General features: G+C 34.9%; 19 protein-coding genes and 2 pseudogenes. 20 read left to right on the forward strand and 1 reads right to left on the reverse strand.

Annotated elements, in window-relative coordinates:
* Positions 1-802 precede the first annotated feature (802 nt).
* The 20 genes and pseudogenes from AC1FXP_RS19330 (at position 803) to AC1FXP_RS19425 (ending at position 22,288) form a co-directional block, all read left to right on the forward strand.
* The gene (locus tag AC1FXP_RS19330) at positions 803-1,549 is read left to right on the forward strand and encodes a metal ABC transporter ATP-binding protein (protein ID WP_480063625.1); all 747 of its coding nucleotides are present in this window, start codon (positions 803-805) and stop codon (positions 1,547-1,549) included.
* Positions 1,546-2,424, forward strand: a complete 879-nt coding sequence (locus tag AC1FXP_RS19335) for a metal ABC transporter permease (RefSeq protein WP_464368897.1) — start codon at positions 1,546-1,548, stop codon at positions 2,422-2,424. The genes AC1FXP_RS19330 and AC1FXP_RS19335 overlap by 4 nt, the downstream gene beginning before the upstream one ends.
* A gap of 28 nt (positions 2,425-2,452) precedes the next feature.
* Entirely contained in the window at positions 2,453-3,385 is a 933-nt protein-coding gene (locus AC1FXP_RS19340; protein WP_480063626.1) for a metal ABC transporter substrate-binding protein, read from the forward strand.
* Positions 3,386-3,594: 209 nt separating this feature from the next.
* Complete coding sequence (locus AC1FXP_RS19345; protein ID WP_480063627.1) at positions 3,595-3,945, forward strand: AbrB/MazE/SpoVT family DNA-binding domain-containing protein; 351 nt, start codon at positions 3,595-3,597, stop codon at positions 3,943-3,945.
* Between the two features lie 160 nt (positions 3,946-4,105).
* Positions 4,106-5,701 (forward strand): multicopper oxidase family protein, encoded by a 1,596-nt coding sequence (locus AC1FXP_RS19350; RefSeq protein WP_480063628.1) that lies wholly within the window; start codon positions 4,106-4,108, stop codon positions 5,699-5,701.
* 541 nt (positions 5,702-6,242) lie between these two features.
* A complete protein-coding gene (locus tag AC1FXP_RS19355; protein ID WP_480063629.1) occupies positions 6,243-6,953 on the forward strand; it encodes a hypothetical protein in 711 nt (236 codons plus the stop codon).
* A gap of 72 nt (positions 6,954-7,025) precedes the next feature.
* Positions 7,026-7,724, forward strand: coding sequence for a response regulator transcription factor (locus AC1FXP_RS19360; RefSeq protein ID WP_250095573.1), 699 nt, complete (start codon positions 7,026-7,028; stop codon positions 7,722-7,724).
* Positions 7,725-7,742: 18 nt separating this feature from the next.
* Complete coding sequence (locus tag AC1FXP_RS19365; RefSeq protein WP_480063630.1) at positions 7,743-9,146, forward strand: sensor histidine kinase; 1,404 nt, start codon at positions 7,743-7,745, stop codon at positions 9,144-9,146.
* A 382-nt stretch (positions 9,147-9,528) separates the two neighbouring features.
* On the forward strand, positions 9,529-10,059 hold the full coding sequence (resA, locus tag AC1FXP_RS19370; RefSeq protein WP_480063631.1) for a thiol-disulfide oxidoreductase ResA: 531 nt from the start codon (positions 9,529-9,531) through the stop codon (positions 10,057-10,059).
* Positions 10,060-10,064: 5 nt separating this feature from the next.
* The gene (resB, locus tag AC1FXP_RS19375; protein WP_480063632.1) at positions 10,065-11,672 is read left to right on the forward strand and encodes a cytochrome c biogenesis protein ResB; all 1,608 of its coding nucleotides are present in this window, start codon (positions 10,065-10,067) and stop codon (positions 11,670-11,672) included.
* 21 nt (positions 11,673-11,693) lie between these two features.
* Positions 11,694-12,890 (forward strand): c-type cytochrome biogenesis protein CcsB, encoded by a 1,197-nt coding sequence (ccsB, locus tag AC1FXP_RS19380; protein WP_480063633.1) that lies wholly within the window; start codon positions 11,694-11,696, stop codon positions 12,888-12,890.
* Between the two features lie 13 nt (positions 12,891-12,903).
* Positions 12,904-13,614: a cytochrome c biogenesis CcdA family protein gene (locus tag AC1FXP_RS19385; protein WP_480063634.1), complete on the forward strand. Its 711-nt coding sequence runs from the start codon at positions 12,904-12,906 to the stop codon at positions 13,612-13,614.
* Positions 13,615-13,922: 308 nt separating this feature from the next.
* Positions 13,923-14,825, forward strand: a complete 903-nt coding sequence (locus AC1FXP_RS19390; RefSeq protein ID WP_480063635.1) for a F510_1955 family glycosylhydrolase — start codon at positions 13,923-13,925, stop codon at positions 14,823-14,825.
* Between the two features lie 304 nt (positions 14,826-15,129).
* Positions 15,130-15,690, forward strand: coding sequence for a class I SAM-dependent methyltransferase (locus tag AC1FXP_RS19395; RefSeq protein WP_480063636.1), 561 nt, complete (start codon positions 15,130-15,132; stop codon positions 15,688-15,690).
* Positions 15,691-15,994: 304 nt separating this feature from the next.
* Entirely contained in the window at positions 15,995-16,852 is an 858-nt protein-coding gene (gene lgt, locus AC1FXP_RS19400) for a prolipoprotein diacylglyceryl transferase (protein WP_480063637.1), read from the forward strand.
* 181 nt (positions 16,853-17,033) lie between these two features.
* Positions 17,034-18,313, forward strand: a pseudogene (spoIVB, locus tag AC1FXP_RS19405) (SpoIVB peptidase).
* A gap of 140 nt (positions 18,314-18,453) precedes the next feature.
* Positions 18,454-19,107 (forward strand): ferric reductase-like transmembrane domain-containing protein, encoded by a 654-nt coding sequence (locus tag AC1FXP_RS19410; protein WP_480063638.1) that lies wholly within the window; start codon positions 18,454-18,456, stop codon positions 19,105-19,107.
* 185 nt (positions 19,108-19,292) lie between these two features.
* A complete protein-coding gene (locus AC1FXP_RS19415; protein WP_480063639.1) occupies positions 19,293-19,535 on the forward strand; it encodes a DUF1405 domain-containing protein in 243 nt (80 codons plus the stop codon).
* 222 nt (positions 19,536-19,757) lie between these two features.
* Positions 19,758-21,679, forward strand: a pseudogene (gene asnB, locus AC1FXP_RS19420) (asparagine synthase (glutamine-hydrolyzing)).
* A gap of 189 nt (positions 21,680-21,868) precedes the next feature.
* Positions 21,869-22,288 carry a rhodanese-like domain-containing protein gene (locus AC1FXP_RS19425; RefSeq protein ID WP_480063640.1) on the forward strand — a complete coding sequence of 140 codons (420 nt, stop codon included), beginning with the start codon at positions 21,869-21,871 and terminating at the stop codon, positions 22,286-22,288.
* Between the two features lie 72 nt (positions 22,289-22,360).
* On the opposite strand, the gene AC1FXP_RS19430 is transcribed toward AC1FXP_RS19425, so the two are convergent.
* The gene (locus AC1FXP_RS19430) at positions 22,361-23,197 is read right to left on the reverse strand and encodes a cupredoxin domain-containing protein (protein WP_480063641.1); all 837 of its coding nucleotides are present in this window, start codon (positions 23,195-23,197) and stop codon (positions 22,361-22,363) included.
* Between the last annotated feature and the right edge of the window lie 393 nt (positions 23,198-23,590).

Consider the following 23,590-nt stretch of genomic DNA (forward strand, 5'->3'; position numbering starts at 1 on the left):
GAAGCAGAGGACTAATTAAGGTTGAATGAACCCTATACAAAACTCCTTTCGCTCTCACCTTTTTTCATGTAAGACGATCTTTCTTTGGGAGGAAATGACGTTATTTGTCTAAGAAAAACCCTTTCGTAACAGAATTTCTCGGTGATAAAATAGATGTATATTAAAAGAATAACAATATCTATTGAGTTGTCGAGGGAGGATGGCGTTAAATGAACCAATGCTCTGATTGCGAGAAAACAACTAGCGATTTTGAGAAGAACAATCAAAGGCACGATAAACTCGTGCCCTGAATATTGACTTAATTCCTTCTATCCTTTTCCGTTGATAAATTAAAAAAACTTAAACTAGAGAAAAACTTTATATACTCTCGTAAGGGAAAATACTATCTACTAGTTGATGATGTCAAATGATGAGAGTACATACGAAGACATTCACTAAAAGGCATTAGGAGATATGATTCCATTTGATAAAAAAATGAAATAGAGTTAAATCGTATATAAGCGATGGTTCCGACCCCCGAAAGTTAGAGTAGAAAATCTAACTTTCGGGGGTGTTTTTATGGTTTTATTCTCAAATGAATAATCATTCAAGAAAATAAGCTTGTAAACTATATGTAAAGTGAATATAATGGTAACTAAAGTTGCCCTAGTGAAAAATTAATTCATTTGTACAAGTTTATTTCGTTAATGCAAATACATATCATGATATAGGTATTCCAAACGTACATTTTCTTTTTAACTAAAAAGTTGCCCTGAGGAAAGTTTATGATTAAATTATTAAATATCTAAAGGAGTTGAAGCTATTGGACGACTTAGTTTTAGTTCGAAATTTACATGTTTCCTATCACGGGAATGAAGCGGTGAAAAATATATCATTCTCCACAAAAAAGGGGCAAATTGTTGGAATTATCGGTCCAAATGGGGCGGGAAAGTCAACTTTATTAAAATCACTGTTGAATTTGATCCCAAAAGATAAGGGTGAAATAAACATCGCAGGTAAATCGATTCAGGAAATGCGGGAGAAAATTGCCTATGTCCCTCAACGTAGTACTATTGACTGGGACTTCCCTATTACAGTGATTGATACAGTTTTGATCGGAACATATCCGAAGCTTGGCTTGTTTAAACGACCAAAGAAAAGAGAAAGAGAATGGGCCTATGAATGTTTAAAAAAAGTCGGGATGAACGAGTATAGTCAGCGTCAAATTGGAGAGTTATCGGGTGGGCAACAGCAACGAGTATTCGTTGCTAGGGCGTTAGCTCAAAATCCGGAATTGTTTTTTCTTGATGAACCATTTGTCGGGATCGATGTGACAAGTGAGGAAACCATTATTAACATTTTGCGTGAACAGCGAGATGAAGGAAAAACCGTTTTCATTGTCCATCATGATTTAAGTAAAGCAGGTGCGTATTTTGATGAGTTGTTGTTACTAAATAAAGAACTAATCAAATATGGATTGGTACACGAGGTATGTCGACCAGAGATAATTTCGAAAGCTTACCATGGACAATTATCCTTTTTAGAGGAAATGGGGATGACAATATCATGAGTATAATTGCTTTCTATGAGTCTATTTTACAATATGAGTTTTTACAAAGAGCATTACTTACATCAGTTCTAGTAGGGATTGTTTGTGGAGTTATCGGTTGTTTTATCATTTTAAGAGGGATGTCCTTAATGGGGGATGCCATTTCACATGCAGTCCTTCCAGGGGTTGCGATTTCTTATATGCTAGGAATCAATATTTTTTATGGTGCTGTAGTGACGGGTTTACTTACAGCGATTGCCATTGGCTTTATTAGTCAAAATAGTCGGATTAAAGATGATACATCGATAGGAATCATGTTTACTGCTGCTTTTGCAGTGGGTATAATCGTCATTACCCTCTTACAAAGTAGCACCGATTTATACCATATCTTATTTGGAAATGTTTTGGCTGTGCCCACTTCTGAAATGTGGATGACCTTAATTGTTACAGTCGTAGTGTTGCTATCTGTCTATCTATTTTTTAAAGAGTTACTTGTTACTACCTTTGATCCTACGATGTCAGCAGCTTATGGCTTACCTAATAAAATCATACATTATTTGTTAATGGCCCTGTTAACAATGTCTACAGTTGCTTCATTGCAAACAGTCGGCATTGTATTAGTTGTAGCGATGTTAATAACACCTGCAGCAACTGCGTACCTTTTGACGAATCGCTTGGGGCTTATGGTTTTCCTAGCAGCAGGTTTTGGCGTTGTTGCGTCAATAGTTGGTCTTTATTTTAGCTTTTCGTATAATTTAGCTTCTGGACCAACTATTGTCGTTGTAGCAAGCACATTGTTTGCCCTAGCATTTTTCTTATCACCAAAGCAAGGGGTGTTATGGCGTTCTATACGTGCTCGAAAAAAGAGAGCACTGATAATACAATCAGATAGCTAAAATAATTATCGTAAAAGGGAGAGGAAATATGAGAAATTTATTATTTATTACTACTATTCTTACACTGTTTTTACTTGGGGCATGTGGAAGTAAACCGACTGGCCAAGAAGAGGGTGGGAATGATAAATTGAAGGTCGTCACGACTTATTCCATCATTTATGATATTACAAAGAATGTCGGAGGAGATGCAGTAGAAATTTATAATTTAACACCAATTGGTGCGGACCCACACGAATACGATCCTCTTCCAGAGGATGTTAAGAAAACAACTGATGCAGATGTTGTCTTTTATAATGGGTTAAACTTAGAAGAAGGAAACGGATGGTTCAAGAAGTTAATTGAAGTTGCCGGAAAAGGAGATGAGGAAGCACCCGTTTATCAAGTGAGTAAAGGAGTAGAGCCTATTCTTTTAGAATCCCAAGGGTTAGAAGATGAAACTGATCCACATGCTTGGCTCGATTTGCGTAATGGAATTAAGTATACTGAAAATATACGTGATGCATTAATTAAAGAAGACCCCGAGAATGAGAGTATTTATGTAGAAAATGCTGATCAATATATACTAGAGTTAACCGAGCTGCATGAAAAAGCGATTGAGAGGATTGCAACTATCGATGTAAATAAACGATTTTTAATTACAAGTGAAGGGGCATTTAAATATTTTGGTAAGGCCTATGGCATAGAAACAGGATATATTTGGGAGATCAATTCTGAAAATCAAGGCTCCCCTCAACAAATGCGTGATGTAATTGATCTTGTCCGAGATAAAGGGATTACTTCTCTGTTTGTTGAAACAAGTGTCGATCGTCGTACCATGGAAACTGTATCAAAGGAAACTGGTGTACCTATTGTAGGTACCGTATATACAGATTCTTTAGGAAAAGAAGGAACAGATGGAGATACCTATCTAAAAATGATGAAATCAAATATTAATATGATTCTTGAGGGTTTAAGTCAGTAATTGATTTATTCTTTAAAGAAAACGCACCATCCCTACAAATAAGGGATGGTGTGTTTTCGTATGATTAATGTTCAGTAGTTTATATCTTTTGGGTTACGTAAATAGCTAAATTTCACAAAATATCCCTTTAAAATTATTGCGACTTCTTCACACTTTCTTTAAATTTCAAGCCTATTCTATTAATAGTCATCGAAATGAGGTGTTAATATATGGTAAAAATTAGCGATATTAAAGAAAGAGTTAAAGAATTAGTTGATAGTAAATTAGTGTGTAGTATTAAGGAAAAGCAACAAATTACCATTCCTAGTTCAATTAGAAGGAAATTAAATATCTTACCTGGAGAAGAGGTTGCAATAGGATTAGAAGGTGGCTCAAAAGATCTTATTATTAAAAAATACTCGGATCATTCTCTTGATAATAAAATGATAGTTAGTGATAGAGGCTCTATTCGTATTCCTACAGAATTAACAAGAGGTTTGGGCCTATGTAGAGGTGATGTATTTCACATTTATCTATTAAAAAATGATGATTGTATCCTTCTAAAAAAGGAAAATTTGTAAGTGTAATGTAGCTTCTTGCTTATTATTTCCAGAGAAAAAGTGTGACGTTTTTATGAAAATGATATGTAAGTTCATTTCTTCATAAATTCTATATACTTTTTTTTTAGAATTATATTTGAAAGCTAATCAAACATTTTTTTTGGAAAAGGGGAAATTAACATTGAAAAAATCATACGGTTTAGCTGGTATAGCGCTGGCATTGTCATTAGTTATAGCCGGCTGTTCAAATGATGCAGTTGACCATTCCGCGATGGGACATGGTGAGCCTCAGCAGGAAGAACAAACACAGGATGTGATTTCAGAAGATGGAAAGAAAGTTTTTGATCTAAATGTGACAGAAACTCACTGGATGTTCAATGATGAGATCATGGATGATGCATGGACATATAATGGTAGTTTACCTGGTCAAGAAATTAGAGTTCTAGAAGGCGATAGTGTAGTAGTAAATGTGACCAATTCACTAGATGAACCCACTGCTCTCCATTTACACGGATTTCCGGTTCCAAATGAAATGGATGGTGTTCCTGGTGTAACACAAAATGCAATCATGCCTGGAGAAACATTTACTTATGAGTATCAGGCTGATGTGCCGGGGACATATTGGTATCATTCCCATCAAGATGGTGCTAGACAAGTTGGCAAAGGTCTTTACGGTGTCTTTATTGTTGAGCCTAAAGACGGGGAATCTTATGATCTGGATGAAGTGGTCGTAATTGATGAATGGTCCTCTATGGGAATGGGAGACATGGATCACAGCGGTATGGATCACGGTAATATGGACCATGGAAGCATGAATCATGGAGATATGGATCACGACGATATGGACCATGGCAATATGGAAGAAGAGGAAATGGATCATGGCGATATGAGTAGTGATAGTAATGGGTTAAGTCATGCTGAAATGATGAATGAAATGTATGATACTATGATTATTAATGGAAAAGCAACCCCGCAAATAGAGTCAATTCAAGTTGAAGAAGGAAATAAAATGAAACTTCGTTTTCTGAATGCAGGGCTCTTTACTCAAGTTGTTTCGATTCCAGGGCACTCTTTTAAAATCACAAATTATGATGGCCAGTCTGTAAATGAACCTGAATGGTTAAATGATACAGCATTTCGTATAGCGCCTGCTGAACGCTATGATGTTGTAATAGAGCTGGACAATCCAGGGGCATGGGGAGTACAGGTTTTCGCTGAAGAGAACCGAGATAATTTACAGTCTTTACTACCTATTATTTATAGTGGTTATGAAAGCAATGATCTTCAAACGACCGAAACCATTTCTTCATTTTTTGACTTTACTGCCTACGGAGAAGCAGTTGATGTAAATCTACCTGATATTACAAAAGAGTTTGATATGATTCTCGGAACAAATGATGGTGGCGAGACGTTTACAATTAACAATAAATTGTTTCCAGACCATGAGAGTTATGAGGTTGAAGAAGGAGACGTTGTGAAATTTACAATTGTAAATGACACAGATGTTGACCACCCAATGCATTTACATGGAGAATTTTTCAATGTTATTTCTAAGGACGGAGTACCTATCTCTGGATCACCGATCTTAAAAGATACATTGAATGTCAGACCAGGGGAAACATATGAAATTGTATTTGAAGCAAAGAATCCAGGGATTTGGATGTTCCATTGCCATGAATTTCATCATGCCAATGCAGGAATGATGGCGGAAGTCCGTTATAAAGGTTTTGAACCAAGCTTTTCAATAGATCCTAACATCCCGAATAAACCTGAGTAATTTCATAGAAAATATAAACAAACATGACTCCTATATATGAGTCATGTTTGTTTTGTTTTAATGACTCAGTATTTTTTGCGTATTTTGACTGTTTCGTTTCATTAAACTTATATAATTCTCATTGATCGTAATATCTCAGAAGGAGCTACTGCACGGTTGTGTAAGAATAATGTCGGCACCAATTTCTGTATCATTTCAATAACCTTATCGTGAAAATTTGTTTGACAAAAAGATGAGTAAGCTTCAGAGACTCACCTTCCATTATTTCAGTCATTTGTCTAGCTGTAGGTTCAAATGAATGAGCATCAACGCCTACAGTGTTTTTTGAAAAGGTAAGATCTTAGTTTATTATCTTCATATTTTCTCCACATTTATCTCCTATTGTTATATCAAATGCAAGCAGTTTTCAATCAGGGAAGTAGAATTCTATTAATAGTGCAACTAGTAATATTTTCTCTCTATAAATAATGGTAGTTAGTGTAACTTAATATAAATGGACTGGTTACCCCTTTATAAATGTGTGGGCTATAGGAGGAGTAATGTGAGAATAATATCAGTACTGATATTCATTTTTATTACTTTGGCTGGATGTCAACAACCAGATATCAAAGACGTTCAATATATTTACGAAAACAGTTATATAAAAGTGGTAATAGATGAAATCGAGGAAGTAGAGAATGGTTTTTTCTTAACAGTAACGCTGGAAAGTATTACGGAGGGCGGAATTAACAAAAATGATTATGCTGTTGCTTTTCCAAGTCAGATCATTTTAGCTAATGGTCATGAATTTTACAAAATTAATGAGGAGCAAAAAACAGAGTTCGTTAATGATGAGAAAGTGATGATACGCGAGTTCTATTTAAGTGAAAGTGAAAACCAAAAATTAGCAGGATTCCTATCTTTTTCGTTATACGTTAAGCCAACTTTAAATAAAAAATTAGTGACCTTTGAAATAGATGGGAATAGAAATAATGTTATGAGTGACGGAATTATACTAACAAATATAGATATAAAGGATAACTATTTAAGGTTAAATTTAAATGATGTACATCCAACAAAAGGAATAGGGGTAACGATAGAGCTTGAAGGAGAGAGGATTTATCCATTGGTGTCTAAAACTGAACAAAATCTAAATACGATGAAAGGTGAATATGAGTTCGCTCAACCACTACCTGAGACTATTGTATTAATGGTTTCAAGAGCAAATTTGTCAGAAACGATATGGGAACTTCCTTTTACAATAGAATTTTAACATTAATATGATAACATGCTTTTCATAATTTTTACCATTTCGTTTCAAATTAAATACTAAGGGGTTAATCATATGATTGAAAACAAAACTATTTTAATTGTTGATGATGAGTTTCAAATGCGAACTCTTTTATCGATATATTTGAAGGATGAGGGATTTGTTCTATTTGAGGCTTCGACGGGTAAGGAAGCTATTACAAAGATTCGGAATAACCCAGATAATTATGATCTGATTATACTAGATATTATGATGCCAGATCTTGATGGTTTTGAAGTATGTAAAATCGTAAGAGAGTATTCAACAATTCCGATACTAATGCTCTCAGCTAGAAAGGCATTAGAAGATCGAGTAGATGGGTTAAATTTAGGAGCAGATGATTACCTTACAAAACCATTTGAGCCAGAAGAGTTAATAGCTCGTGTAAAAGCATTGCTAAGAAGAGTAACCACAATTGAGGCAAAGAAAGACGAGGTGAAGTTAGCATTTGAAGATGGATTATCCATTTATTATGAAAATAGAAGTGTCTATGTGAACAATGAATTGGTTGAATTAACAGCAAAAGAGTTCGAGCTTTTATATAAGATCGCTTTAAATCCACAACGAGTATATACGAGAGACGACTTGCTTTATTTAATCTGGGGAGAGGATTATGTAGGAGCACAAAGAACTGTAGACTCTCATATCAAAAATATACGATCAAAACTTTATGCTGCTGGACTAAAAAATAATCGAATAATAACTGTATGGGGTGTTGGATACAAATTTGTATAAAAAGAGATGGGATAACTTATGAATCGAATTGATATTAAATTAGGCCTTACGATTCTTCTGTTATTAATTACGATAATATTGCCGTTAGGTTTTGTCATGAATCAAATTTTTTATGGATTTTATGTTAGTCAAGCTCAAGAAGAAACACATATGCTGTCTTCTCAATATGCTAGCTTAATTAATGATAGTACTGTTGAAAACCGACTAGAGGTTGTGGAAGTGGCTGCGAAAATCTCGAATCAAAAAATGCTGGCACTTAGTGATGAGGGAGAGGTTTGGGCTCAATCAAATTTTGTAATGAGTCATCATGACACAGAGTATCTTCTTGACCTTATTCATTCTGCAAATTCACACCACTATATGACTAATTCGTTTGAAGATTCTGATGGGAAAACGTACATTGCGACAGCTTCACATATACATGTAAATAATGCCAAGGGACATGTTATTGTTTTTTCTTCACTCGAGAGTATCATACTGTCCATAAAAAACGTGCAAAACTTCCTAAAACTCTCAGCAATTGGTGCTTTATTTCTGGGAATTGGACTTACTTATTTTATTTCCAAAAAATTATCTCAGCCATTAGTCAGGATGGAAAAAGCGGCAAGACAAATTTCTAAAGGGAACTATAATACACGTATCGTTCAGAAATCAGGTGATGAGTTAGGGACACTGGCACGAGCTATTAATGATTTAGCATTTAGCTTACAACGTATAAATGATCAAAGACGCGAGTTTTTCGCCAATATATCACATGAGTTACGCACACCTATGACATATTTAAAAGGATACTCAAAAGTTTTGCGCGAAGGGCGTTGGAAAACAGAAGAAGAAAGAAACCAATACCTTGAAATTATTGATCATGAAGCAACGCGATTAACTTATTTAGTCAATGATTTATTTGACTTAGCACAGATGGACGAAGGCCGTTTTAATCTTGAACATAAAAAAGTGAACTTAAATAAAATTATAAAACTTGTTGTAAAGAAAACGGCATACAAAGCTCTAGAACAAAACCTTAAAATAGAATACCTAGGTGAACTATCTGATAAGGATGACAGTATAGTGCTTGGTGATCCTTTAAGATTGGAGCAAGTTCTTATAAATTTAGTCGAAAACGCAATAAAATATACGAAAGAAGGATTCATTACAATTTCTACTGTTAGTAATGATGAAAATATTAAGATTAAGGTAAGGGACACGGGAATTGGCATGGAAGAAGAAGAGCTACCGTATATATTCGAACGTTTTTATCGAGTAGAAAAGTCTCGGTCTAGGGCTTTCGGTGGTACTGGTCTTGGATTGTCCATTGTGAAGCAACTAATAGAGTTACACAATGGGACAATTGAGGTGGAAAGCACTGTTGGTGAAGGCACTGAATTCACTATTATTCTACCCAAAATTCGGATTAAAGTGAGATGAAGCCAATTGAAGAAAGCAGAATGGCTAGTTATTTTTGTTTTTATTTTATTAGGAATTATATGTTTAACGATTTCAGCAACTTGGATTCTACCTGAAGCACATCGTCATCTCAGTCTTACCTTTATTACTATTTGTTTATATACTCTTATTCCAGTTTTCCTAGTAAGTTGCGTTTATATTATCTTTAAAATCTACACCAAAAAAGGCAAAGCATAATAAATAGTAATATAATGGGTCCTCTTAATATTAAGGGGCTCATTTTTTATGCCATAGTGAATATATGAATAGGATGTGACAGATTTTCCAATTTAGCATTTCTCCATGATTCCTTCACAATTTCTCTTTATACTCTTAAATATTGTAGGTTTAAAGGAGGAGTTCTATGAAAACTAGACGATTATTTATCCGAACAGTGACCTTGCTCATCATGGCAATCGCGATAGGGTATACATTCTATTCTAATTTTTTTTCAGATGCGGATGCAGCTGTTCGGCTAGGCGATGAAGCACCAAATTTTGTTCTTACAGATCTTAATGGCAATGAGGTGGAGCTTGAAGATTACCGGGGGCAAGGTGTTTTTTTGAATTTCTGGGGTACATATTGTCCACCATGTGAGCGTGAGATGCCTTATATGGAAAATCAATATGCGATATATAAAGATCAGGGAGTTGAAATCCTTGCTGTTAATGTAGGTGAACCCGAATTAACCGTTCAGCGCTTCGTCGAAAGACTAAACTTAACGTTCCCAATTCCAATGGATAAAGGACAACAAGTATTAGACCGTTATGGTGTTATTCCACTTCCTACTACATTTCTAATCAATGCGGAAGGAGAAATCATTAACATCATTACAGGAGGCATGTCAGAGCAAGCGATCGCACAGTATATGGAAAGTATTAAACCGCAGGAGTGATTGAAATGAATAACCTTAGCTGTTCTTGTGGACAGCAAAATCCTCAAGGAACAGACTTATGTGGAGGATGCGGCAAACCATTTGTCGCGAGTGAAAATCAGCAAGTTTTAAATATGCGTTATGAAGGAGCGGCAAGACGTTCGCAAACCTACAATAAAACGATAGTTGATCAAATATGGAATTTTTTCTCCTCAGTAAAAGTAGGGATTTGGATTATTGTCATTTTGTTGCTAGCGTCATCATTGGGTACCATTCTTCCACAGGAAATGTATATACCACCAGCCGTTAACCCGGCAGAGTACTATCAAGATCAATATGGGTTCCTTGGACAAGTGTATTATGAATTAGGCTTTCATAACCTGTATCAATCTTGGTGGTATTTATTATTAATGGCTGCTTTGACCGTTTCACTTATCATTGCTAGTGTGGATCGTTTTTTTCCGTTATATCGTTCCTTAAAACACCAACGTGTCCATAAGCACATCAATTTTATGAAGAAACAGCGTCTAGTGAGTGAAACACAACTAGATAAAACGGAAAATACTGAGAAATGGTTGAATAGTTTAAAGGAAAAAAAATACAACGTTAGAACAGATGGAACTTCTATTTTAGCTGAAAAAGGACGATTTGCTAGATGGGGGCCTTATGTAAACCATATTGGTCTCATTATTTTCTTAATTGGTGGAATGCTACGCTTTTTTCCGGGAATGTTTGTTGATCACCACCTTTGGGTTCGAGAAGGGGATACTGAGGTAATCCCAGGGACAAATGGAGAATATTATCTGGAAAATCATCAGTTTATTGTTGAATTATACGATGAAAATGACGAGCTCTTCCAAACTGCGATTGATCGAGCGGGGGGAGTGGTTGTTAAAACTTATCAAACAAATGTGACATTGTACCAACGAAACGATGACGGCCCAGTAGGTTTACAACGCGATCTTCAAGAGGTGGATTCGTATCAAATCAGAGTAAATGATCCTTTTAAATTTGATGGATTTGGTCTATACCAAGTTGATTATAAACTTCACGAGTTAAATAAGATGATGTTTACAGTTGAACATGATGAAACAGGAGAAATGATTGGAGAGTTTACAGTTGATCTATTTTATCCTGAACAACAATATGATCTTCCTAACGACTACTACGTTAAATTACAAGATTATCTACCAGACTATTATTTAAATAATGATGGAATTCCAAGTACCAAATCAAGGATTCCTGATAATCCTGCCTTTATCTTTGAAGTAAATAGTCCAAATCAAGAAAAAAAAGAAGTGAGTTTTTTAACCATTGGACGTAATTTCGACCCTACAGATGAGAATGTTTATTCAATTAGGTTATCTGATCTAGAGACAAAACATGTATCTGCGCTGATTGTTCGAAAAGACTATACTTTGCCCATTTTAGTTATAGGTGGATTCATTTTTATGATCGGTTTAGTCCAGGGAAGCTATTGGACTCACCGGAGAATTTGGATACAAGTAGAGAATGGGAAAGTAATGATGGCAGGCCATACGAATAAGAATTGGTATGCTTTTAAACGTGAAATGACTGAAGTGGCAATAGAGGCAGAGCTCGAACAGCCGGTCGATAGGACAGAAGACAAATAAGTAGTTTGGGAGTGTTACAACATGGTCGAACTAAGTAGTAATCTATTGCTCGCGGCGTTTTTTATCTATATTTTCGCGACAATTGCTTTCTCTATTACGATCTATTATGAAAATAGTAAATCAGTTAATAAAACGAATAGGTGGGGATGGATCAGTTTTGGTCTGGCGTGTGCAGGATTTTTAGCACAACTAGGGTATTTTGTCACTAGGTGGATTGCGCCTGGACATGCCCCAGTTAGTAATATGTTTGAATATACCACGTTCTTAGGATTAACCATTATTTTTGCGTTTCTAATTCTTTATCTTATTTATAAGAAGCCGGTATTAGGTATTTTCTCAATGCCTGTTGGAATTGTGATCATTGCCTATGCATCAGTATTCCCAAGCGAAGTTACGCCTTTAATACCTGCCTTACAAACTTACTGGCTTCATATTCATGTGATAACCACGGCTATTGGTCAAGGGATTTTAGGGGTTGGATTTATTGCAGGTTTAATCTACCTCATACGTGTCGTTGACCAAAGTAAGCGCTCAAAACAAACATTTTGGCTCGAGGCTGTTATTTATTCGGTTATATGTGCCGTAGCCATTGCAATTACAGTTGGAGTGTTTTCATTAAATAATTACTCTGTCACTTTTAATTGGATAAATGAATGGGAAATGGAGGCACAGCTTGAATATGAATTACCGGCAATTGTAGGTCCTTATGAAGGAGAATTAATCACAGCTGATCAAAACCGGTTCGGACCATTACTGGAAACACCTAGCTGGATGAACGGAGTAGAGTCCCCAAGAAAATTGAATACGTTCTTCTGGTCAATTCTATCAGGTAGCATTCTTTATCTTTTATTACGTTTGATTCTGAGAAGACGGATTGCAGCTGCGATACAACCTATCTTGAAAAACGTTAGTCCCCAACTATTTGATGAAGTTAGTTACAGATCGATTATTATTGGGTTTCCAGTCTTTACTTTAGGTGGATTAATATTTGCCATGATTTGGGCTCAAATCGCTTGGACACGATTTTGGGGATGGGATCCAAAAGAAGTTTGGGCTCTTATAACGTTTCTTTTTTATGCTGCCTATTTACATTTAAGACTATCAAGGGGTTGGCATGGTGAGAAATCTGCATGGCTTTTAGTGATTGGTTTTGGGATCATTATGTTTAACTTGCTATTTATCAATTTAGTCATTGCAGGATTACATTCATACGCTTAAAAGGGAGATATTTATGACAGATTTAACAATATTATTGGCTTTTGGAGCGGGGGTATTATCTTTTATTTCCCCCTGCAATCTCCCATTATATCCAGCCTTTCTATCCTATATAACCGGGATGACGGTGGATGAGATGAAGAAAAAAGGTCGTTTTTTACCTCCACGAGCAATGTTACACACGTTCATCTTTATTTTAGGATTTTCTACTATTTTTGTTGTGCTTGGAATGTCCACAACATTAATAGGAGACCTATTCTTGAAATACAATAATCTTATTCGGCAACTAGGGGCCATTTTTATTATTTTGTTTGGACTGGTAACTCTTGGAGTAATCCGGCCGTCGCTTCTAATGAAAAATCATCAATTCCAATTTTCCAATAAACCTAGCGGGTATATTGGCACCTATGTAATTGGCATTGCATTTGCTGCTGGATGGACTCCTTGTATTGGCCCAATCTTAGCTTCCGTCATTACTTTAAGTATGACCAACCCGGGTTCCGGGATGCTTTATATGAGTGCTTATAGTATTGGGTTTGCAATACCGTTCTTTATGATGACATTCTTTATTGGGAGAATGAACTGGATTAATAAATATACGAATCTGATTATGAAATTTGGGGGAATTTTAATGATCGTATTTGGTGTATTTTTGTATTTTGATTGGATGACTAGAATTACCTCTTATTTAGTAAATAATATTTTTAATGGTTTTATGGGCTTTTAAAAAAGGGGATCATACGTATGAAGATTCAGCTGAAATGATGTCGTATATCTTAAAAGTGGGATTAGTTGCACTTGCTCTGCTTATTATCATTTATTTAATACTAAGGCATTTGTTTCGATTGGAAAGTTAAGCGAAGTCTCCCTATGCCATTTTGGAGGAACGTTTCGCAGCCGGTAAAATCTCAAAGAAGAATTTGTAAAGAGAAAGAACATGTTAAAATAAGAGTTGTCGCTCTATCGTAGAAGGTTTTAACGATAAAGTGAGCAAATTTTCAACAAAAGATAATACATTTAAAGGGGATTATTTCAATGAAAAAAGGATTAATGGCTAGTATAATTACTCTATCTTTATTTGTTATATCAGCATGCTCAAATGACACAAATCAGATCGACTCGTTTATGCATATTCATGGATTAGAATACTCACAACATGACGAGAGTATTTTTTTAGCTACACATATGGGCTTAATTAATTTAAATGAAGAAAGTTGGGAACTAGTTGGTGAGCCAGAACATCAGCATGATTTCATGGGTTATACAATTATAGATGAGGACTTGATGATCTCAAGTGGACATCCTGGTGCTCGATCTGACTATGTTGATCCATTAGGGGTCATTATTAGTCATGATTCTGGGGAAACATGGGAACCAATTGCACTTTATGAGGAAGTAGATTTTCATCTTTTACACGTAAATGAAGAAAACCAAGAAATCATGTATGGAATTGATGTATACAACTCAAACCTATATCGGTCAAACAATGGAGGTTATGATTGGGAGATGGTGGATACAACAGGATTACCAGGACCTGTAGCTTCCATTCTTTCATTAACGTCTCATCCGCAATTTCCTGATTATTTGCTAGCTGGAACTGAGACAGGAATGTATGAATCATCAGACGGTGGTCAAACGTGGGCTTTAAAAGAAAAGAATCTTAGCGCAAGTTCTTTCCAAACTCTTGATTCTGATTCAGAAGATTTAGTAGCCTATCTCTTCGGAGAAAAGGAAGGCTTGTATTTAAGTGAAGACTTTGGAGAAACATGGGCATATTTGAATTTTAAGGTAGACGATGATTACATTATGTATATTAGTAACCATCCAACAGATGATCAAAAGATAGTACTCGGATCAATGAAACAAAGTATTTATGAGACAAAGGACTTTGGGAAATCGTGGGAAGTATTGGCAGAGGAAGGAAAAAGAAAGAATTAAAAATATAACTCAATTAAGAGTGAAGTCAATAAAATGAAAACAGAAAGGGGTAAATGAGATAATAAGTCATTTATCCCTTTTTTGGTTTGTATTATATTAAGTTGTTGCGTTTTTTTGTAAGAAGCATAGCTGCAGATATTTTAAGAGTCGGATATAAAGGGCTCGTGCAGCTCGTAATTGTCAGGTAAGTTAAAAATTAATTTTTCAGAATAACATAACTTTTTATTAAAACTACTAAACTTCATACTTTGAACAAATTCATATGAAATAATCCTCTTATTAACGAAAATAAGGGGTTTTTATTATGCCAAATGAGAAAAGAGTTTTCTTGAAAAGTTTTATGCACTCCCCAAAGGCTATTGGAAGTATTATCCCTAGCTCTTCTTACCTCGTTCAGAGTATGGTTAACCAAGTAAAATTACAAAAAAATTCGAAGGTTGTTGAATTAGGAGCTGGGACAGGAGTTCTTACTGAAACAATACTCAAAGAATCAAAACTAGATCACCCATTAATAGTATTTGAAAACAATAACTCCTTAAAACAATCGTTAAACAGATTTGCTTCTGAAATTACTATTTTTGATGATGCCTTTAACTTGAAGGGGATCCTAAATAAACAAGAAAATTCAATTGATTATATTTTTTCTGGTCTTCCTTTACTAAATTTCAAAAAAGAAGAACTAATCAATTTACTTGATCAGATAGACTATGTTCTCAAACCAGGCGGGAAATTTATTGCTTTTCAATATACACCTTTTTTGCTTCTTTATCTTAATGCGGCTTTTGATAAAACGAGTCTTAAAGTAGTTCCTTTAAATATTCCTCCTGCTTTTGTCTTTGTCTGTGAGAAAGAGACATTGAGATAAAATCGAAGTTCTACTTATTAGGAATTTGGATTGGAGATCCTCTTATATACTTTAAAAATTAGAAAGGCTGAATTTATTACGTATCCTGTTTGTGGTAGGGAGGATGAATTTCCCTTTGAACGTACCTGTATCAATCATCGAAACTATCAACGTACCTTTGAAACTAGTTAAATTATAAAAGATCTAACAGGAATTATATTTAATTTTCATAATTAATTCAAACTTTCCTTATATATTAATAACTATAGTTAAGATTTTATATTAACTTTGCAAAACAATTAAACAGCTAAGAGGTGAAAGGGAAATGGAAGAAACAATACAACCGTTAAGCAGAATTTTTATTGAAATCGGTCCTTTAAAAATCTATTGGTATGGGGCACTTATTGGGATCGGTGTAGCCATTGGTTATATAATGGCTACACGGGAAACGATTAAACGAGGGCTACCGAAAGATACATTTGCAGATTTACTTCTATGGGCATTACCTATCTCCATTATTTGTGCCCGCTTGTATTATGTGGCCTTCCGATTTGAACATTACGTAGACGACCCTATAAGAATGTTGTATATATGGGAGGGTGGCTTAGCTATACATGGTGGATTAATTGGCGGTGTAGCGACAGCTATTGTTTATGCCAAAAAACAAAATATACCAATATTTAAATTGTTGGATATTGCTGCACCTAGTATCTTACTGGCTCAGGCCATTGGTCGTTGGGGTAACTTCATGAATCAGGAAGTGTATGGTGGACCTGTAACAAGAGAGTTTCTCGAAAATCTTATGTTACCTAATTTTATTATCAATCAAATGTATATTAATGGAACCTACTATCATCCAACATTTTTATATGAATCAATCTGGAATATAATTGGTGTTGCAATTTTACTTTATCTGCGCAGGTTAAACCTGAAACAAGGTGAAATTTTTTATAGCTATCTCATTTGGTATTCTATGGGTCGCTTTGTCATAGAAGGAATGAGATTAGATAACCTGATGATGGGTGATACTTTGCGAACGGCACAAGTAGCTTCTATTATATTGATTATTGGGGCAGTAATAACTTGGATTTATCGAAGAAGAGCAGGTTTAGCTAATCAAGGATATCTTGATGAGGTAGTGAAGCAACAAAAAAATAATAAAGGGAAGAAGAAATTAAATTAAGATAAATGATTAATAAAAGCATAAAAATTTTGTGAATTCCCAAGAATGAATTAAAAAATAAGGTTGTCCAAGAAGTTAGTTGTCATGGGCTTGAGTGTTAAATGTCATCATTTTTTAAAATGTAGCTTTCAAATTTAGGAGATTAAGTTAACACATGTATTGTACCAAGGAGGCTGAAGTTGTGATGGGCGAGGGGATCAGAAAATTAATTGGTTGTATTCTCTTACTAAGCATATTTTTCTTGGGCTATTCTACGCCTATTCAAGATGTCATAAGTATTCCAAATGAGATTACTGTTTATGAAGGGCAACAAATAAGCTGGGAAATCTCTTCTACACGTATAGGTAACTACTCTACAAAAACTGAAAATGAAAAACTTGTTACAAACATTACTTCTACAAATAATAGAACAGGTACAACCTCAATCACTGCAACAAGCAAAGAAGCCAATGATACAACTTTGACAATTGAAATAGGTAATTTTCCAATTAAACAAGTTCAGGTTCGTACATTACCAGAACTGAAAATTGTGCCCGGAGGTCAATCCATTGGTGTCAAGCTAAATACAGAAGGCGTGCTTGTCGTAGGCTATCATTCTGTTAAGTCTTCAGTTGGAGAAGAATCACCTGCAGTTAAGGCAGGAATAGAAGTAGGAGACTTGATAACGAAAATTAATGGGAATCCTATAAGTAGGGCGGATCAAGTGGAAGAAATTGTTCAAGAAGCTGGTGAGAAAAAAGAAATACTAAAAATAGAAATTAGGAGAGATAATCAATTTTTTTGAAAGAATTAACACCATTAAGAAATAAAGAAGACGACAAATATCAATCAGGGCTATATATACGTGATTTCACGGCAGGTATAGGTACTCTAACATTCTTTCACCCTGATACGAATAAATACGGGGCACTTGGTCACGTTATATCAGAAGCTGGAACCAAACAGGCAACCGTTGTTCATGATGGTCAAATAATGTTGTCCCCTGTTACATCAATTCAGAAAGGGGTTAACGGTGAACCTGGTGAGAAGATAGCAAAGTTCTTACCTAATCAGGAGCTTTTAGGTTCAGTTACATTAAATAGTCCTTTTGGTCTTTTTGGAGAAGTATTCAATAAAGATACTTTTTTTGATCAACCTATTCCTGTAGCTTCTGCTGATCAAATTAAAGAAGGTCCCGCTAAAATACTTACGGTTATAGAGGGAGATAAAGTACAAGAATTTGATATTGAGATTCTCAAATCAAATCCAAGAAAGTCTCCAACAACAAAAGGATTAATTATTAAAGTAACCGACCATAAATTACTAGAAACAACAGGAGGAATTGTACAAGGGATGAGCGGTAGCCCAATTATTCAAGAGGGCAAGTTGATTGGTGCGGTTACGCATGTTTTTGTAAATGATCCAACATCAGGCTATGGTGGCCACATTGAATGGATGTTACAAGAGGCGGGAGTTAAATAGCTATGTATGGTGTAAAAATACTAGTTAGTCTGACTAACTAGTATTTTAAATTGCTCGTTAACATTTTTTTCTTCTATCATTCTTCATACATTCTACAAACATGCAGGATATACTCCAACAGAAGATTAAGGAGGAGTGCGATGAAAAATAGTACTTATAGACAAATAGTTGTAGGGGGGTTATCGCTTATACTAGCTTATCTATTTTTTCAAAGCAGAGGTCTCTGGGATCCAATGCATGCATGGAACAGAGCATTTGCAGATGTATCGTTACTATTCTTAAGTGTGATTTTACTTCTAGGATCCCTTTCTAAAGTATTCAAGTCAGTAAGGAAATGGCTGGTTTGGAGAAGAGAACTTGGGATATGGACAGGTGTTACTGCAATTGTTCATGTATTGATTATCCTTGATGGCTGGGTTCAATGGGAATTATTCCAGTTCTTTTTCGTTTTTAGTCCATTTGCAGGTGAGTGGGTTTTACATCCTGGATTTGCTTTAGGTAACTTATTGGGAATTGTAGCGTTGGTATATGTTCTTATCTTAATGTTAACATCAAATACAAGAAGTAAAAAAATATTGGGATTCAAATCTTGGAAATACGTCCAACAAACTGTACATGTCTTGTATCATTTGGTAATTTTGCATACGGCTTATTTTATTTTTATACACAATCCTGATGCGCCTAATTGGTTACAAGTACCTTTCATCATGACTATTACATTAGTCTGGCTAAGCTCTTTAATAGGGTTTTGGTTTACCGTAAAAGAGGCTAAAAAAGTAAAGGTATATAAATGAATGGCTCCTTACGAAGGTTAGGAGCCATTCATTTTGTCGTCATAAGAGATTAAAGGTATTATCTTTTTTAAAAATATTTTTATAAAATCTTCTTCATAGTTTCTACACAATTAAATGCAATACTCTATAACACAAATTGGTTATTATTTTATGACCAATTTGTTGGGAACGATCTTCGTATAAATATGGTATGTGCCTCAATTAGTCGATTCAAATTAAAACATTTGTTAATTGTAGCACTGTGGACTTTAACAAACGATATATTGGATTATTCACTGGGGATTTTTCCGTGGTTATATTCAGGACTTCATCCCTATTTAACTAATATTTATATGTTTACTGTAAGTCTAAGTATTACGAGTGTTCTCGTATTTCATGTGTTGGTTGCAAGGAGAACTGGACAATACAAGAATGATATACCTGTTTGATTAAATTCGATGTGTACTCCTAAACATGACCATAAAGTAGAGGTCATGTTTTTATGATGGTATGTCTTTAAAAATGGCGGTTCAAAATGGGACTGGCACTGTGATGTTGAACATTAAAATTCATTTCCCTTTGTTTTACATGAGTTCTTCATGAAAAAAACATACATTGAGGGTAATGTAATTATCTAATCTAAAACAAGAAGAAATATGAGGTGTTGTCAAATGTGCGGTTTTGTTGGATATATAAATGAACAAAATGAAATCGGAAATATAGAAAAAAATCAAATAAATAATATGCTTAAGTTGATTCATCATCGTGGACCAGATGACACAGGTTTCTTTAATGATGATCATATCGTTTTTGGATTTAAAAGACTAAGTATCATTGATGTGGAAAATGGAAAACAACCTATCTCATTTGAAAATGAGCGGTACTGGATGGTATTTAATGGTGAAATTTATAACTATCAGGAACTGCGTAAAACATTGAAAAATATAGGTTATACGTTTCAAACTTCATCAGATTCAGAAACGATTCTTGCTCTTTTTAGTCATAAAAAAGAAGAAGCTTTTTCTGACTTAAGAGGAATGTTTGCTATTTTGATTTGGGACAAGCAGGAGCAAACGATGTACGGAGCACGAGACCCCTTTGGTATCAAACCATTGTATTATACGAATGGTGAAAGTGAGCATGAACTATATTTCGCGTCCGAGAAAAAAAGTTTAGTAGCACTTGAAAACAAAAGATCTTTAAATAAGGAAGCATTACATCATTATTTAACTTTTCAATATGTGCCTGAGCCATTAACGATGACAACTGATACGTTTAAAATCGAGCCTGGCCATTATTTCATCAAAAGGAAAGGAGAGAATTTAATCCAAACAAAATATTGGGAGCCAACCTTTAAACCAAGTCAAGGTGATCTGGATGCAAGTTCTAAACAGATCGCACAAACGTTAGAGGAGTCTGTAAATTGTCATATGATAAGTGATGTTCCATTAGGAGCTTTTTTATCTGGAGGAATTGATTCCACTTGTATAGTAACATTAGCAAAAAAAATTAATCCTAACATTAAGACATTTACTGTTGGGTTTGAGCAAGAAGGTTATCATGAACTAAACCCTGTAAAGCAAACAGTGGAAGCTTTGGAGGTTGAAAATTCTTATTATCAAGTTTCAGTTACCGAATTTATTGAGGAACTTCCTAAAATCATTTGGCATTTAGATGATCCCGTTGCTGACCCAGCCGCTATTCCACTTTACTTTTTAGCAAGGGAAGCTGCCAAACATGTAAAAGTTGTTTTATCTGGCGAGGGTGCAGATGAACTGTTTGGAGGCTACCGAATATATAAGGAGCCTTTGTCACTTCGTCCTTTATCAACTCTTCCTGATAGTGGTAAAAGAATGATGACTTTATTCTTAACAGAGTTCCACAAAAAGTAAAGGGAAGAAACTATATAGAGCGTGGGCTTACACCAATTGAAAAACGTTACATTGGGAATGCGAAAATGTTTTCGGAAGCCGATAAATTTAAGTTATTGAGCCAGTATCAATCAGATTATAACTATGAAAAGATTACTACGCCATTTTATGAACAGATTCAACACCTTGATGATATTACGAAGATGCAATATATCGATCTTCAGACATGGTTACGAGGTGATATTTTAGTGAAGGCTGATCGAATGACAATGGCGCATTCATTAGAACTCCGTGTTCCATTTTTAGATAAAGAAGTCTTTAAAGTGGCTGCTAACCTTCATCCCACTTTAAAGGTAGATAAATCACAAACGAAAATTGCTCTTAGAAGTGCTATGAAGCACATTGTACCAGAGCATATTGTCAATCGAGCTAAGCTAGGGTTTCCTGTTCCAATTAGACATTGGTTACAAAATGAATTGTACGATTGGGCAAAGAATTTGATTATGGATAGTCAGACTGACTATATATTTAAGAAAGAAGAGATTCTTCAGTTGCTTGAACAACATCGTAAAATCAATTTGCATGAAAGTTCAATGTTTAAGAGCAAAGGGGATTATAGTCGTCCATTATGGACAGTACTGACTTTCATGCTTTGGCACCAAGTCTTTATTGAAAAGGTCTATGAATTTGATACTACTATGGAGCATAGTAAACAGTTTTAAGTTTTTTCATTGAACATGTTGAATAACTTTATTCAACATGTTCGGCTATTTTTGTTGTATGTTAAACGCTTTCTAACAATGCTTGTCCTGCCTTAAGGGGCTTACATGTTAACAGTTTTAATACATATCCTTTTCTCTAATCTTTTAAATAAGCAAGAAAAAATATAGAACTAGAAAAAGGAGCGAGAAATGATGAGGAAATATCTTTTATCTTTAAGTTTTATCGTTGTAATAATCATTTCAATTGCAATTGTTATTAATCCATTCCAAACAGCTACCGTAGAAGAGGAGCCTATAAGTCAAAAATGGGATGATATTGACCAAGAGGAAGTACTGATGGAAGTTGGTAACGAATATGTAGAAATAGTAGATTTACGAGAAGAGGAGCTCTATAAGGAGGGGCATATATCTGGAGCCATTAATTTCCCCTATGAAGAGTTTCAAGACCGCTATAATGAATTAAATCAAGAAAAACGAATTATTCTTATTTGTCATACAGGTAGAATGGGAGTTGAAAGTGCCGATTTTCTTGTGGAAAAAGGATTTGATAAAGTAGCTAACTTCGGAGGTGGCATGGCTGTTTGGGATGGACCTCTTTCAACAGAATAAGTTCGTTTCCTTTTTAAAATAACAAAGTTCCCCTACTTAGTCTGAGCGAAAAGTAAGTAGGGAAACTTTGTCTTATAATTCCGTAACGAATATAGTAGCTGTCATTCCAGCTGCTTCATGTCCAGGTATGGTACAAACGGCTTCATACGTACCAGGTTTCGGAAAAACAACTGACATATTTTCAGAAGTACCAGGCATTGCTTGGAGGTGAAAATCCAACCCTTTAATCTCAAAATCATGTTCCTCTATTCCGTTATTAACTAATGTTAGTGATACCTCCTCACCGGGTAACACTTGAATTTGATCTGGACCAAATTGATATTCATTCGCGCCTACTACTATTTCTTGATTATTTCCATGATTGGCATGATGGGCTGGGCTGTTATTAAATTCAAAAGTGAAATTGTGAAAACTAAAAATAAACAAACAAACAAGAGCAAAAAATGGAAGAGGGTGTGAAAACAAAGATTGATTGTTCGGCTCTTTATTCAATTCATATACTAATAGTAAATATAGTAGAAAGAAAATCCCAACAGTCCAAAGACTCATAATGTTTAGAAGTTGATTATAATGTTCTGGGGAAATCATAACACCTAACATTGTTCCCATCATTCCTCCCATTACTCCTGAAATGAGTCCATCTATAATCGCGAGCAAGGAATATGGGAATCCAGCTATTACACCAACGAACCCACCAATTAACATACTTAGAACAGTTATTTCGAAAAATAAGTCAGGAAATAAAACTGCCGAGAGCGTACCTATACTTAATCCGATAATTATTCCAAGAGTCATTGAAACAACCATTCCTATCATATTGCTTAATTTCTTTTTAAATAGATAGGAAAGACATATTAACCAAGTTAATAAAAGGATAAATACAATACCGAGTACGACTGGTTGTAGCAATTAATTCTCTCCCTTCATGTTCATACTGTTAGTTTATTAGCGTAAAAGATTAAATATGTACAAAGGTTGCTATTTCGTTATATGTTCACACATCGGGAGAAAGTCGATATAAATAATTTTAACGAGGTAAGGGATAAGTACGTGAGGTGAGACAGGGGCTCATAAAATTAATCATTTTTATTTAAGACGATGTAAACTATACTAAAGTAAATTATCTTCTACTTTTTGTTTTTTGCGTACTTTTTGAAGGGTATACAATTATTGTTATTGAAGGTCCCAAAATTATGGGTTCCTTCAATAACATGTAAAAGTCAAGTCATTTCAATTTTTTTCATTAGGTTACGTTTGTCAAAAATCAAAGTAGAACTATAGTAATTACTAGAAATGCTAAGT

The sequence above is a fragment of the Halalkalibacter sp. HAAS-P013 genome (assembly GCF_056619925.1).

Coding starts and splice junctions, on each gene's coding strand:
- AC1FXP_RS19410 (WP_480063638.1), top strand. CDS start 18,454: ATGAAAAATAGTACTTATAGACAAATAGTTGTAGGGGGGTTATCGCTT.
- AC1FXP_RS19360 (WP_250095573.1), top strand. CDS start 7,026: ATGATTGAAAACAAAACTATTTTAATTGTTGATGATGAGTTTCAAATG.
- AC1FXP_RS19365 (WP_480063630.1), top strand. CDS start 7,743: ATGAATCGAATTGATATTAAATTAGGCCTTACGATTCTTCTGTTATTA.
- AC1FXP_RS19385 (WP_480063634.1), top strand. CDS start 12,904: ATGACAGATTTAACAATATTATTGGCTTTTGGAGCGGGGGTATTATCT.
- ccsB (WP_480063633.1), top strand. CDS start 11,694: ATGGTCGAACTAAGTAGTAATCTATTGCTCGCGGCGTTTTTTATCTAT.
- resB (WP_480063632.1), top strand. CDS start 10,065: ATGAATAACCTTAGCTGTTCTTGTGGACAGCAAAATCCTCAAGGAACA.
- AC1FXP_RS19395 (WP_480063636.1), top strand. CDS start 15,130: ATGCCAAATGAGAAAAGAGTTTTCTTGAAAAGTTTTATGCACTCCCCA.
- AC1FXP_RS19415 (WP_480063639.1), top strand. CDS start 19,293: ATGGTATGTGCCTCAATTAGTCGATTCAAATTAAAACATTTGTTAATT.
- AC1FXP_RS19345 (WP_480063627.1), top strand. CDS start 3,595: ATGGTAAAAATTAGCGATATTAAAGAAAGAGTTAAAGAATTAGTTGAT.
- lgt (WP_480063637.1), top strand. CDS start 15,995: ATGGAAGAAACAATACAACCGTTAAGCAGAATTTTTATTGAAATCGGT.
- AC1FXP_RS19340 (WP_480063626.1), top strand. CDS start 2,453: ATGAGAAATTTATTATTTATTACTACTATTCTTACACTGTTTTTACTT.
- AC1FXP_RS19335 (WP_464368897.1), top strand. CDS start 1,546: ATGAGTATAATTGCTTTCTATGAGTCTATTTTACAATATGAGTTTTTA.
- resA (WP_480063631.1), top strand. CDS start 9,529: ATGAAAACTAGACGATTATTTATCCGAACAGTGACCTTGCTCATCATG.
- AC1FXP_RS19425 (WP_480063640.1), top strand. CDS start 21,869: ATGATGAGGAAATATCTTTTATCTTTAAGTTTTATCGTTGTAATAATC.
- AC1FXP_RS19390 (WP_480063635.1), top strand. CDS start 13,923: ATGAAAAAAGGATTAATGGCTAGTATAATTACTCTATCTTTATTTGTT.